This is a genomic window from Frankia sp. AiPa1 (genome assembly GCF_023243075.1).
Lineage (GTDB): Bacteria > Actinomycetota > Actinomycetes > Frankiales > Frankiaceae > Frankia.
Genome location: NZ_JALKFZ020000033.1, coordinates 83,162 through 95,563 on the forward strand (window position 1 = coordinate 83,162; position 12,402 = coordinate 95,563).

The following is a 12,402-nucleotide window of genomic DNA, read 5'->3' on the forward strand; positions in this document are numbered from 1 at the left end:
GCGATCGGGAAGCGGCTACCAATCGCGGCCCGGCCATATCTGCACCAGGCCCAGGCCCGGCTGTTGGTGCGCGGGGTGTCGCTTCTACCGGGTAAGGCGTCCCATTTGTCCCTTCGTAACCCTGTAGAAGCGACACGAAGGTATTCCGGGGCCGATCCGTCGCCACGCGCAGCGGCGGGGAGGGCGGTGGCGGGTCGGAGGTGGGGAGAGGGATTGCCGATCGTAATGCTACTGGAGCTGATGGTGACGGCGGGGGCATCGTGGGACAGCCCATCTGGTCCGGTGGGCATCAGCGGTGGGCGCCGCGGGCGGCGACCGGCCAGCGGCCGGACTGTCGTTCATGTGAGAGCCTGTACTACGATCAGTCCCATGCCGAGTATGAGTGTGTCGGTGCGGGCCGAGACACTGGAGGCCGCGCGGGCCGCGGCCGCGGCGGCCGGGCTCACCCTGTCGGCGTGGGTCGACCGCACCCTGTCCGAGGCGGTCTGGACGCGGCGGTTCGCGCGGCAACAAGAACGCAACGCCGCGCTGGGAGTCACGTCCGAATACCTGGCCGGCGAGTTCGCCCGGATCGAGGAACTGCGTCGCCGTGCGGCAGGGTGAGGTCTGGGCGCGGGCCGATGCTCCCTCGTACGCACTGATCGTCTCCGCCGATCTGTACAACGACGCCAACACCGGCAGGGTCGTGGTTTGCCCCGTCATTCCGGGCGAGCCGCTGCCGTTTGACGACTATGCCGCCGATGTCGGTATCACCGATCCCGTCTCGGGCACCGTGCTGCCCGAGTTGGTGGCCTGGATGCCGGCGGCAGGCCTCTCACACCGGCTAGGGGCCCTCGGGGCTGACTCCTGGCAGCGCGCCGATCACATCCTGCGCCGCGTCCTCGGCCACTGACGTGGCCGGGGTGTGACGTAGCCGGGGTGTGTGGCTGTCTCCGGTGCCAGACCCACGGCCGTCAACGCCACAGAGTTCGGCCCGACTTCCTCATCCCCAGGTCGAAGTGGGTCTCCGGCGCCGGTCCCAACGGCGTCAGCGGTGGGCGCCGCGGGCGGCGACCGGCCAGCGGTCGATCACCGCTCCCCCACGGGTGACCACGAGTTCGTCCGCGAGGTTCACGGCGGAGCACACGTGGTTGGGCACGACGAGCGTGGTGCTGCCGATCCGCGGGAGCTCGGTGCCCGGTGGCACGGTCACCACGGCGTGATGCTCCGACAGGGACGACACGAGCGCCCCCGGCCAGTGCGGCAGATGGCCGAACCCGGGCGTCCAGGCGGGTCGGTCCGCGCCCAGCGCCTTGCTGCCGGCATCCAGCACGAACCGGTCGGACGCGGGGGCACTCACCACGGTCGTCGCGGCGGCGAGCGCGATCTGCGCCTCGGTGCACGAGCCGAGCGCGAGCTGCTGGGCGTCGTTGAACACGTACACACCGGGACGCAGCTCGCCGACCGGTCCGCCGGAGCGGACATGGGCCGCCGACGGAGTCGACCCGCCGCTGAGCACCGTGACCGGCACACCGGCCGCCCGGACCGCCGCAGCCGCGCGGGCCAGCGCGTCCTCCTCCTCCCGCGCCGCCCGATCGGCGGCGCCGGGATCGTACGAGTGCCCGGGAAAGGTGAACAGGCCGCGCACCCGCAGTCCCAGGCCGGCAAGGGCGACGGCCAGCCCGGGGGCATCAGCCGGCGACACGCCGCTGCGGCGGTGCCCACTGTCCACCTCGATCATCACTTCGATGATTGTCGCCTCGACGGGCCTCACCGCTGATCTGTCACGTCCAGCAGCTGGCGCGCGTCCGATGGCCCCCGTCGCCCCGGCAAGCAGGGCCAGATCCACGGGCGCCATCACCTCGGCGAGTCGTTGGCCCGCCGCGACCGAATCGACCCCGACCGCGACGCGGGCCCGCTCGGCCAGGCGACGCAGTCGGCCGACCCGGTCGCCGTCGAGCCATAGCGGGTAGGCGATGAACAGATCGTCGAAGCCCGCGTCGGCGAACACCTCGGCCTCGCCGATCGTGGCCACGGTCAGGCCCACCGCCCCGGCTCGCAGCTGCAGGGCGGCGAGCTGCGGACACTTGTGCGTCTTCGCATGGGGCCGCAGCGTGAAGCCGCCGGCCGCCGCGGCCTGGGCCATCCGGTCGATGTTGCGTTCCACCACATCAAGATCGAGGACAAGCGAGGGAGTTGCCACGCCCACCGGCACCGCCACCACCATCAACGACCACCCGTCCCCCGGCAGTCCTCACCGGCCTTCGTCGACACCCGCAGACCATCTCACGGCGCGATCGCCGCCGATCCACCCGAGCGAGCCATGCCTCCTCGTCCACGCTTTCGATCCGCGCATCCAGGTCGTGGTTGACTGGGCCGCATATTCGCCCTTCAGGACGTGAACCGCTCCTGGTGGCGGCCGGAGGCGTACATCCAGGCCAGGTGGGCGCCCGGTATGTCGCGGATGGCGCGGACGACGAGGCGTAGCCGGTCCGGGTCCTTCGACGGCGCCAGGTGCCGCGCGGCGATGAGGACATCACGTTCGGCCTCGTCAAGGTCGTGCATCCGTCGGGCGATGTGCGCGTGTACCTGTTCGAGTGCGGTGCGCTCGTCGCAGCCCGTGGCTCGGCGCAGAACGATGACGTAGTTCGTGATCTCACCCTGCGCGGATTCGCGAGGCAGGGACACCACGTCGTTGCACCAGGCGACGAGGTCGCTGGACGCCGCGCACAGTTCGGCCCAGCCCGGGGTGGCGACGAGATCCGGGGAGATTTCGGTCTGGTAGACGACTTCCAGCAGGTCGTACATGAACATGGCGTTGTCGTCCCGACGCAGGGACGGGTATTCCTCGGGGCTGGCCAGCGTGCCGTTCTGACGGTGGGCGACCTGGGTGAGAAACGCGTCGCGATGGTGATGGATGTGCTCGAGAATACGGCGGCGCCACTGGACGGACATTCCCCGGGCGGTACGGACCCAGAGGTCCGCCAGGGCAGTGACCGAGGCAGGAGCTCCGGCGGGCGCGGGTTTTCCCTCGACGATCGAGGTGATCGCGGCATAGGTGGCGTGCACGAGCTCGGCGCTGCGGCCCATCGCCCCCTCGTCCTGCTCGTCATCGAGGTGGAACAGCCACAGCACCCACTGGGCGAAAATCTCGACGCCGCCCTCAGGTGCATCGGGCAGGATGCGGGCGGCCAGCAGATGGAATCTGGCGGCGTCGAGCCGAGCCCGCTCGCGGTCGTCGGCGACCAGGCCGACCCGGGAGGCCCAGCCCAGGAGGTTGTGGCCGATCTGTTCGGCCGCGGGGTGAATCTTCTCGGGGACACGGATACCGAAGTCGCGTCCGGGCACGCCGGCGGCGCGGGCAAGCTGGGTCATGGGCTGGCCTCGGTGGCAGAAAGGGAATGCGGTCGGTCACGACCGACCGGGGTGTCTCCATGGCGGTGACACCACACCCGTCATTCTTCCGTGGACTCGTTGTCCCTGGGTCTGGGCCGGGCGCTGTGTTCCTACTACAGGGTTACGAAGGTTCTTTTGCCCCGTTTTATCACTGTAGAAGCGACATCGAATCCTTCCGGCCGCCCTGCGGCGGCGCGGAGGACGCGGGCGGCACGGAGGACGCGGGCGGCGCGGGCGGCACGGGCGGCGCGGCGTCGGCGAGCAGGGTGCCGAGCAGGGACGTGTCGTGGACGGCGGCGCGAAAGTGCGGGTGGTCGATGGCGTCGGCGAGGAAGCCGGCGGTGGTCGCAAGGCCGGGGCCCTCGACGACCATCTCGCCGAGGGCACGGCGCATCCGGGCGATGGCGCCGGCCCGATCGGGGGCCCAGACGACGACCTTGGCGAGCAGCGAGTCGTACAGCGGGGGGATGCGGTAGCCGGCGTCCAGGTGGGTGTCGACCCGGACGAACGGGCCTCCGGGCAGGCCGAGGCGGGTGACGAGGCCCGGGGTGGGGCGGAAGTCACGGGACGGGTCCTCGGCGTTGACGCGGCATTCGAGGGCGACGCCGCGCCAGGCGATGTCCCCCTGGCCGTACCCGAGCGGTTCGCCAGCGGCGACGCGCAGTTGTTCGGCGACGAGGTCGAAGCCGGTGACCATCTCGGTGACGGGGTGCTCGACCTGCAGGCGGCAGTTCACCTCCATGAAGTAGTAGCCGCGCCGCCGCGGGTCGTAGAGGAACTCGACGGTGCCGGCGCCGACGTACCCGGCGGCGAGCACGGCGCGTACCGCGGACCGCCCGAGCTCCTCGACCCCGGCCGGGTCGACGTTCGGCGCCGGGGACTCCTCGACGAGCTTCTGATGGCGGCGTTGCAGCGAACAGTCGCGGGCGCCGAGGTGCACGCCGTTGCCGTGCGCGTCGCAGAGCACCTGGATCTCGACGTGCCGGGCGGAGGCGAGATATCGCTCGAGGTAGAGCCGGCCGTCGCCGAACACGGCCAGCGCCGCGGCGCGCGTCTCGGCGTAGGCGGTGGCGACGTCGGCGCTGTCGTGCACGACCCGCATGCCGCGCCCGCCGCCGCCCGCCACGGCTTTGAGGATGACGGGATAGCCAATCTCGTCGGCCAGCGTCCGCGCCGCCTCCGGACCGTCGAGGGCATCCCTGCTGCCAGGCAGCAGGGGCAGTCCGGCCTCGCGCATGATGCCGCGGGCGATCGCCTTGTCGCCAAGGTCGGCCATCACCGACGCCGGCGGCCCGATGAAGACGATGCCCTCGTCCTCGCAGACCTCGGCAAACTCGGCGTTCTCGGACAGGAACCCATACCCGGGGTGGATGGCCTGCGCGCCGCGGGTACGCGCCGCCTCGACGATGTTCGGGATGTGGAGGTAGCTCGCCTTGGACGGCCCCGGCCCGACCTGCACCGACTCGTCGGCGGCGCGGACGGCGGCCGAATCCCGGTCAGCGGCCGAATGCGCGACGACCGTACGGATGCCCAGCTCACGGCAGGTGCGTACGACCCGCAGCGCGATCTCGCCGCGGTTGGCCACGAGCACACTGTCGAACATCAGCCGTTCCCACCCGACGCACCGGCGGGCGCGAGAAGGAACAGCGGCTGGTCGTGCTCGATCGCGCTGGCATCCTCGACGAGGACACGCACGACCCGTCCCGGCCGCTCGGCCTCGATCGGGATCATCAGCTTCATCGCCTCGACGATCCCGACCTGCTGCCCGGCCCGCACCAGGTCACCCTCGGTGACGAACGGCGGCTTGCCGGGCTCGGGCGCCCGGTAGAACATCCCGACCGACGGTGACCCGACGGTGAACGTCCCCGGCTCGTCCACGGTGCTCGCCGGCCCGGTCCCGCCGGCCTCTTCCACGCCAGCACCGCTCACCACGCCAGCACCGCTGCCGAGACCAGCACCGTTGGCGAGACCAGCACCGTTGGCGAGGCCCACGCCATCCGGACCGCCGGCAGAGGGATGGCCGGAGGTCAGAGCGGGGGTGCCGTTGACGGGATAGGCGGGCGAAGGGCCCTCGAACGCGACGGGAGCGGCGGACCAGCGATTGCGGACCGGGCGAGAGTCACCGCGACCGGACGTGACGGCGGCGGCGTCGGCCGACCAGCCCATCTCGACGGTCACATCCCCGGCGCAGACCCGCACCACGCTCGGCGCCACGGGTGCACGCACCGCGAGGTCCAGCAGATGGGCGCCGAGGACACCGACGACCGCGTCCACCGCTGCCAGCGCGCCGCCCCCGCCGGAGGCCTCGCTGCCGTGAGGCGAGACGGCGCCGTCGGGCGAGACGGCGCGGTCGGGCGAGACGGCGCGGTCGGGCGAGACGGCGCGGTCGGGCGAGACGGCGCCGGGGTTCGGCAGGCCGCCGTCGTCGGTCCCGCCGCCCGTGGGCCGGGTCGCCTCGTCGATGCTCATCGGTGGGCCTCCACGGTCTGCTCGGACGAGTGCTGCTCGGCGGTGGGCGTGACGCCGTGGTCCGGCCCCACGCCAAGCTCGGGGGTGACGATCGCGGGGGCGGACGGGACGCCGAACTGGCGGAAGCGGGTGCGGCGGCGGGTCACCAGGGTCATCGGGTCGAGCGGGGTGAGCTCGGCGAGCGCGGTGCGCAGGGCGTCGCGCAGGGCGGCGGCGGCGCGCGGCGGGTCCGCGTCGGCACCGTCGTCGGGTTCGGGGACGACACCGTCGACGATGCCGAGCCGCAGCAGTTCCCGTGCGTCCACCCGCAGGGCCGCGGCGGCACGGGGGGCGGCGGACGGGTCCTTCCACAGGATGGACGCGCATCCCTCGGCGCTGATCACCGAGTAGACGGCGTTCGCGCACATGAGCACCCGGTCGGCGAAGGCGAGCGCGAGGGCACCGCCGCTGCCGCCCTCCCCCGTCACGACGGCGACGACCGGGACGGCGAGCGAGGCCATGAGCCGCAGGTTCTCCGCGATCGCCACCGCCTGCGCCTGCTCCTCGGCCTCGCGTCCGGGGTAGGCGCCGGCCGTGTCGATCAGGGTGAGGACCGGAAGTCCGAGCTTGGCGGCCAGCCGCATCACCCGCGCGGACTTGCGGTAGCCCGACGGGGTGGGCATCCCGAAGTTGCGGTAGCGCAACTCGTCCGCGGTGTGGCCCTTCTGCGTGCCGATGACGGCGACCGGAACACCGTCGAGACGGCCAAGGCCGGCTACCAGCGCCGGGCAGTCGGCGGACATCCGGTCGCCGCGCAGCTCGGTGAAGTCCTCGAGGATCATGCCGATGTAGTCGAGCGTGGTCGGCCGGCCGAGGCGGCGGGCCGCCCGCACCGACTCCCACGCGTCCCGCTCGGGCAGGTCGGCCGGGTCGGTGAGAATCGACCCGCCGGCGCGGAACTGCTGGCGGGGAATGCCGCCCTCGTGTCGGCCCGACACCGACAGCAGCCCGCCCAGGGTGGCGCGCAGCTCGGCGCGCGGGCTGATGATGTCGATGACCCCGTGGTCGCGCAGGAACTCGGCGGTCTGGAAGTCGTCCGGCAGGGTCTGGCGGATCGTCTGCTCGATGACGCGGCGGCCGGCGAACCCGAGGCGGGCACCGGGCTCGGCGATGATGACGTCCGCGAGCGTCGCGAACGACGCGGCCACCCCGCCGAACGTCGGGTCGGTGATGAGGGAGACGGTGAGGATGCCGGCCTCGTCAAGCTGGCCGAGCGCCTGGCTGGTCTTGGCCATCTGCATGAGCGCGACGGCGCCCTCCTGCATCCGCGCGCCACCCGAAGCGGTGACGGTGATCAGTGGGGTGCGCTCCCGCAGCGCCACCTCGGCACCGCAGGTGAACACCTCGCCGACCGCGGCCCCGAGGCTGCCGCCCAGGAACCGGAAGTCCATCACCACGACGACGACCGCGTTGCCCTCGATCGTGCCGCGCACCGCGACGGCCGCGTCGTGCAGTCCGGTGGCCGCGCGGGCGGCGCGCAGTCGGTCGGGGTACGGGCGGGAGTCGACGAATCCCAGCGGGTCGGCGTCGATCGCCCGGACCTCCACGTCGCGCCGCGAACCCGGGTCGAGCAGCAGGTCAAGACGTCCATCGACGGTCAACGGCCCGTGCCAGCCACAGTCGGCGCAGACCCGCCCGGCCCGGTCGAACCGCCGACCGTAGATCATCGCCTGGCAACCGCCGCACAGCAGCCAGGACGACCCACCGCCGGCCGGCGTCCCGCCGGCGACGCCGATCCGGCCCTGGCCGGACGACCGCCGCTCGGACAATCGCACGTCAGACGGTGGCAGGTCGGACGACCGCCGGTCAGACGATGGCAGGTCAGACGATGGCAGGTCAGACGGTGGCAGGTCAGACGGTGGCAGGTCGGACGCTCGACCGCCGCCAGGATCGCGCACGGTACTCGCGCCGGGTGGGGTGTCGATCGTCATGACGGACTGCCTTTCCTGTCGGGCCGGCTTGGCCGGCCATCTCCGGGGGCCGACCGGCGCGGCCAGTCCCGTGTGGTGCTGTAATCAGGCGATCAAGAGGCGGCGCGCGCCCAGGGCGCACCCGGAGCCGTCCGGAGGAAATCTCACGGAATGTGATCGAAGATTGGCACCTTTTGCACCTTTTGTCCCGAATAAGACGGGGGCACACCGGCAGATGGGTCGCTCTGTACGGTTTCGCGTCCGTTTTGTCACCCCAGAAGGACCACCGATCGCTCCGTCCACGCAGAAGCCCTCACCTTCCCCTCACTTTAGGTAGCGGAGAGTCGTCAACTTAACGGACTGCCATCGAATAGCGCCGCTACGTGATGCGGGTGGCGGGTGGCGGGGATCGGGGATCGGGGAACCGAGGGATCGACGGAGGGATCAACGGCCCGGATCAGGTGCCGTGCGCGTCCTTGGCTCGGGGATGGCGGGAATCGGGGATGGCGGGAATCGACGGCGGGCCGTCAGGTGATCGGGAGGTGCGGGGTCGGGAGGTAGGTGGTGGCGGCGGCGGGTAGGCGGGTGCCGGCGGCGCGCAGGGCCGCGGCGCGCTCGTGGAACGCGGCGCCGGTCATCAGATGGGTGGCGACGTCGACGACGCGCCGATTCCCAGGCTCGGCGAGGTAGGTGTCGGCGACCCAGCTGTTGAACGCGCCCATCGCCGGGCCGCACCACACCTGGTAGTCGGCCGCCCGGCCGGGGTCGCCGGCGATGCTCCAGCCGGACGAGCGGCCCAGGTACCAGCGGAAGATCAGCGCCATCCGCCGCCGTGGGTCACCCTCGGCCCTGGTGATCTGATCGGGGTCACGGCGGGTGAAGAAATCGACGCAGTCGGCCCAGACGTCGTCGAGGGAGCGCCGGAACACCTTGCTCTCCAGATTCGCCCGGATGTCGGCGGGCAGCGCATCCACCCCGTCGTAGGCGCGGTAGAGCTCGTGGAGCTGGCGGGCACGGCCGGGGAACAGCGTGCCGCGGCGCAGCACCTGTACCTCGACGCCGAGCTCGAACATGTCCGCCGACGGCGCCATGGTCGTGTCCGCGACGCCGGTGGCCGCGAGCAGCCGCTTGGTGGCCGGCGACTGGTCGGCCTCCACTGTGGCCTGGTTGATCGAGCCGGTGACGACGTAGGCGGCGCCAAGCGCGAACGCGGCGGCCACCGCGACCGGGGTACCGAGGCCGCCGGCCGCGCCGATCCGCACCGCGGCCCGCCGGCCCTGCTCACGGCGGAGGCGTTCGGCGAGCGCGAGCAGTTCGGGCAGCAGGACGACGAGGGGCCGGCGGTCGGTGTGTCCACCGGAGTCGGCCTCGGCGGTGAGGTCGTCGGCGAGCGGGATCGCGCGTCCCAGCTCCGCCTGTTCGGCGGTGATCGCGCCGGCGGCGACGAGCTCGCGTACCAGGGCCTCGGGCGCCGGGCGCAGAAACCGTTCGGCGACCTCGGACCGTGACACCTTGCCGATCACCCGGTGGGCGGCCAGGATCTGACCGTCCTGGCCCCGGCGCAGGCCGGCAAGCCGGTAGCGGACGAGCTGCGCGGTCGGCTCGACGAAGGCGGACGCTTCCAGCGTGGTGACCCGGTGGCGCAGGCAGGCGTCGACGGTGGCCGCCTCCAGCGCCGCCTCGCTCGGGCTGTGGATGAGGTTGCAGGCGAACGGCGCGCCGGCCGTGTCGCGGACGATGGCGCCCAGCGCCTCGTCGACCTTCGCCGGCAGGACGCCGGCAGCACCGAACGAGGCGAGGAACCCGGCGCGGGCGAGTGCCGCGACCATCGGCGCCGACGCGATCCCGTTGGCCATGGCCCCGGCCATGTACGCGTACCGGACGCCATGCGCGGCGCGGAACGCCGCATCGCCGAGCGCGGTCGCCGGCCGCGGGCCGACGGCGGCCAGCACCTGCCCGCCAGCCGCGACCACCCGAGCGACGTCCTGTGGATCGCCGCTGGTCCGCACCCGCCCAGCGCCGTCACGCAGCACGTAGCAGGGCGCCTCGAGCGCGGCCAGGTCCCGGTACGCCCGCCCCGCCGCGCCACCACCCGCCGCGCCGGACCCGCCACCGCGGACGGCGCCAGCCTGGGCGGCGGCACCGTGATCGGTCCGCGCGGACACCACGGTCACCATGCCGGGGCTCCGTCCGCGCGCAGCTCGACGGCGATATCGATCATCTCGTAGATCCGCAGACCCGGCTTCCACACGCTCGCGTCGGCCGTCACCCGGACCCGTCCGGGTGCCTGGCGGACCTCCTTGATGTGCACCTCGAGGCGAGTCTCGCCGTCGGTCGGCAGGAACTGGCCGCGGTACTTCCAGGTGAACGGCGCGCCGACCGGCAGGATGAACGCCACCTCGGCCGGACCGGCCAGCAGCCCGGCGGCGTGCGGCGAGTCGAGCAACCATTCCTGCATGGCCTGGATGACCGATTCGACGCCGAGCGAGCCGGGGATGACCGGGTCGAGGTGGAAGTGGCGGGCGAAGAACCAGTCCGCCGGATCGATGGGCCGCACCGCGTGCAGGTAGCCCTGGCCGAAGCGGCCGCCGCCGTCGACGACGTCGACCGTGTCGAGCAACGCCAGATGGTCGCGCGCGACGAGGCGCGCCGCCGGGTCGGCGCGGCGGGCGGCCACGTCCAGGGTGCGCGTCGCGGGCCGGGGCGAGACGGTCTCCAGCCAGGTCGGCGCCGACCTCCCCGCGTCCAGGCCGGTCTGGTGGGCCAGCGCCGCGTCGCTGAAGTAGCCGAACAGCGTCTCGCCCGCATAGAACGGCTCGCCATCGACGAAAAGCGTGTAACTGAAGTTCTGTAGCGACGACCCGGGCATGTCCGTGGTGGACAGCAGCCGCGAGTGCTGGCGGATCGTGGCGTCGCGCAGGTCGATCTCGCGCAGCACCGTTGCCGAGCCGCCGAGGTTGCGCAGGCTCACCACCGCATCCGGGTCGCCGAGGGTGGCACCCAGGTAGTAGCCGACCATGAGCGCCGCCTGCAGCGAGGTCTCCATGTACACGCAGTTCGGCATCGACGCGTTGGCCGTGTCGGCGAAGTACCAGCTGTCGGCCGGCGCGTCGTACTCGGTGATGTGCCAGGCCTCGCCGGCGAGCGTACCCGGGTCCCCGCGGGTGCCATGCAGCTCCAGCACCCGGTCGACGAGGAGCAGCCCGCCCGACGGCAGCCGGGTCGCCCTGCGCCCGGTGTAGCCGGCGAACTCCGGCCCGAGCGCGATCGCCTGGTCTCCGCGGCAGAAGTGCGCCATGTGGAACTCGGAGAGCATCGCATGCTCGCCATACCGGTTGCGCCGGCCAAGCCAGCTTCCGGGACGTCCGCCGACGGCCGGGCCAACCGCCAGCCCGTCGCCCTCGCGCAGCCCGACGACCACGTCGACGACCCTGGCCAGCACCTCCCTGTCCGTCCCGTCGGTCCCGTCGGTCCCGTCGGTTCCGGCCGTCCCGTCCAGGTGGTGCGAGTCGGCTTCGCTCGAAGCGATGCGGCGCAGCTCGGCGTCGGCGCGAAGCCAGGGCCGCGGCACCAGGTCGACGTCGGCGATCTCGACGATCAGAACCAGCTCGCCGGCCGCGTCGGCATCGACGCCGGCCGCACGGACGAGTCGCGGCCCGGCGGCACCGGCAGGACCGGCAGCACCGGCGGTCCGGCCGGCGCCGCCGGCGACTGTAGCGGCGTCGCCGATGCCCGGATCTGAGGCGGTGGGGCCGTACGCGGCCACCGGTTCGGCCAGACCGGACGCGGCGGCATCGTCGACGAAGGACGCGTGCGGCAGACACAGGTGGAGGCCGGCGTAGACCGCGAACAGGCGGGCCGCCTGGCTCGCCGCGGCCAGCAGGTCGGCGTCGCTGGGCTGCCCATCGCCCGTGGTGGGGACGGCAAGACGAGCCCGCACCAGGCCCCGGCCGGCTCGTCCGCCGCGCAGCTCGATGCTGTCCACCCCGCGTAGTAGCAGCGCGGCACCCGCCGTGAGCCGAACCGCCGCGTCGAGGCCCTCCTGGTCGTAGGCCGCCCCGAACACGGCGGCGATCTCGGCGCGGGCCAGCAGGTCCAGCGCTGCGGCGTCCAGAGCGGTGACGGTCGTACGGGCCAACGGCTTGAACGCCGCCTCGTTGGTCACCCGGGCCCGCACTGGTGCCGGGGGCAGAACCGACCGGGTCGCCGACAGGTGCGCCGGTACGAGCGCGGTCGGTCCGGGCGTCGGGGCCGACGCCGGGGTGGTCGTGGCAGGAGCGAGCCCGGATGTGGGCACCGCCGCGGTGGGCTCCCGGCCGAGCTGGGCGAGCGCCCGACGTTGCAGGCCGGTCTGGGCGCGCAGGGCGCTGGCATGGGCGGCCATCGTGGTCGTCCGCAACAGGCGGATCATCTGCGCGACGGCGGCCGCCCCAGCGGCGGCCGGCTCGGCACCAGCCGTCCCGGAGCCGACGGCCGGTAGGCCGGACGATCCAACGGCCGGATGCGTGGGCGGGCCCCGCGCCCCCCCCCCCCCCCCCCTCCCCCCCCCCCCCCCCCCCCCCCCCCCCCCCCCCCCCCCCCCCCCCCCCCCCCCCCCACCCCCACCACA

Annotated in this window: 9 protein-coding genes; 2 read left to right on the forward strand and 7 right to left on the reverse strand. The window is 72.9% G+C overall.

Translation table 11 applies throughout. From position 1 onward, the window contains the following. The first annotated feature begins 369 nt into the window (after window positions 1–369). Both MXD95_RS05445 and MXD95_RS05450 read left to right on the forward strand, forming a co-directional pair. Window positions 370–603, forward strand: coding sequence for a hypothetical protein (locus MXD95_RS05445; RefSeq protein ID WP_250639432.1), 234 nt, complete (start codon window positions 370–372; stop codon window positions 601–603). Beyond that, the gene (locus MXD95_RS05450; protein ID WP_250639433.1) at window positions 590–892 is read left to right on the forward strand and encodes a type II toxin-antitoxin system PemK/MazF family toxin; all 303 of its coding nucleotides are present in this window, start codon (window positions 590–592) and stop codon (window positions 890–892) included. Before MXD95_RS05445 ends, MXD95_RS05450 begins: the two co-directional genes overlap by 14 nt. A gap of 135 nt (window positions 893–1,027) precedes the next feature. Here MXD95_RS05450 and MXD95_RS05455 read toward each other — a convergent pair whose 3' ends face one another. The 7 genes from MXD95_RS05455 to MXD95_RS05485 all read right to left on the reverse strand — a co-directional run. Continuing rightward, window positions 1,028–2,194: an alanine racemase gene (locus MXD95_RS05455; RefSeq protein ID WP_250639434.1), complete on the reverse strand. Its 1,167-nt coding sequence runs from the start codon at window positions 2,192–2,194 to the stop codon at window positions 1,028–1,030. Window positions 2,195–2,370: 176 nt separating this feature from the next. Beyond that, window positions 2,371–3,354: a terpene synthase family protein gene (locus MXD95_RS05460; protein ID WP_250639435.1), complete on the reverse strand. Its 984-nt coding sequence runs from the start codon at window positions 3,352–3,354 to the stop codon at window positions 2,371–2,373. A gap of 169 nt (window positions 3,355–3,523) precedes the next feature. Beyond that, window positions 3,524–4,978, reverse strand: a complete 1,455-nt coding sequence (locus MXD95_RS05465) for an acetyl-CoA carboxylase biotin carboxylase subunit (protein WP_250639436.1) — start codon at window positions 4,976–4,978, stop codon at window positions 3,524–3,526. Then, window positions 4,978–5,844: an acetyl-CoA carboxylase biotin carboxyl carrier protein gene (locus tag MXD95_RS28420; RefSeq protein WP_285223529.1), complete on the reverse strand. Its 867-nt coding sequence runs from the start codon at window positions 5,842–5,844 to the stop codon at window positions 4,978–4,980. Before MXD95_RS28420 ends, MXD95_RS05465 begins: the two co-directional genes overlap by 1 nt. Continuing rightward, a complete protein-coding gene (accA, locus tag MXD95_RS05475; RefSeq protein ID WP_250639437.1) occupies window positions 5,841–7,814 on the reverse strand; it encodes an acetyl-CoA carboxylase carboxyl transferase subunit alpha in 1,974 nt (657 codons plus the stop codon). Before accA ends, MXD95_RS28420 begins: the two co-directional genes overlap by 4 nt. Before the next feature lie 506 nt (window positions 7,815–8,320). Then, window positions 8,321–9,970 (reverse strand): PfaD family polyunsaturated fatty acid/polyketide biosynthesis protein, encoded by a 1,650-nt coding sequence (locus MXD95_RS05480; protein WP_250639438.1) that lies wholly within the window; start codon window positions 9,968–9,970, stop codon window positions 8,321–8,323. Further along, a partial coding sequence (locus tag MXD95_RS05485; RefSeq protein ID WP_250639439.1) for a beta-ketoacyl synthase occupies window positions 9,964–12,402 on the reverse strand: 2,439 nt, incomplete at its 5' end. The genes MXD95_RS05485 and MXD95_RS05480, both read right to left, overlap by 7 nt.

Coding starts and splice junctions, on each gene's coding strand:
- MXD95_RS05445 (WP_250639432.1), top strand. CDS start 370: ATGCCGAGTATGAGTGTGTCGGTGCGGGCCGAGACACTGGAGGCCGCG.
- MXD95_RS05460 (WP_250639435.1), bottom strand. CDS start 3,354: ATGACCCAGCTTGCCCGCGCCGCCGGCGTGCCCGGACGCGACTTCGGT.
- MXD95_RS05465 (WP_250639436.1), bottom strand. CDS start 4,978: ATGTTCGACAGTGTGCTCGTGGCCAACCGCGGCGAGATCGCGCTGCGG.
- MXD95_RS28420 (WP_285223529.1), bottom strand. CDS start 5,844: ATGAGCATCGACGAGGCGACCCGGCCCACGGGCGGCGGGACCGACGAC.
- accA (WP_250639437.1), bottom strand. CDS start 7,814: ATGACGATCGACACCCCACCCGGCGCGAGTACCGTGCGCGATCCTGGC.
- MXD95_RS05480 (WP_250639438.1), bottom strand. CDS start 9,970: ATGGTGACCGTGGTGTCCGCGCGGACCGATCACGGTGCCGCCGCCCAG.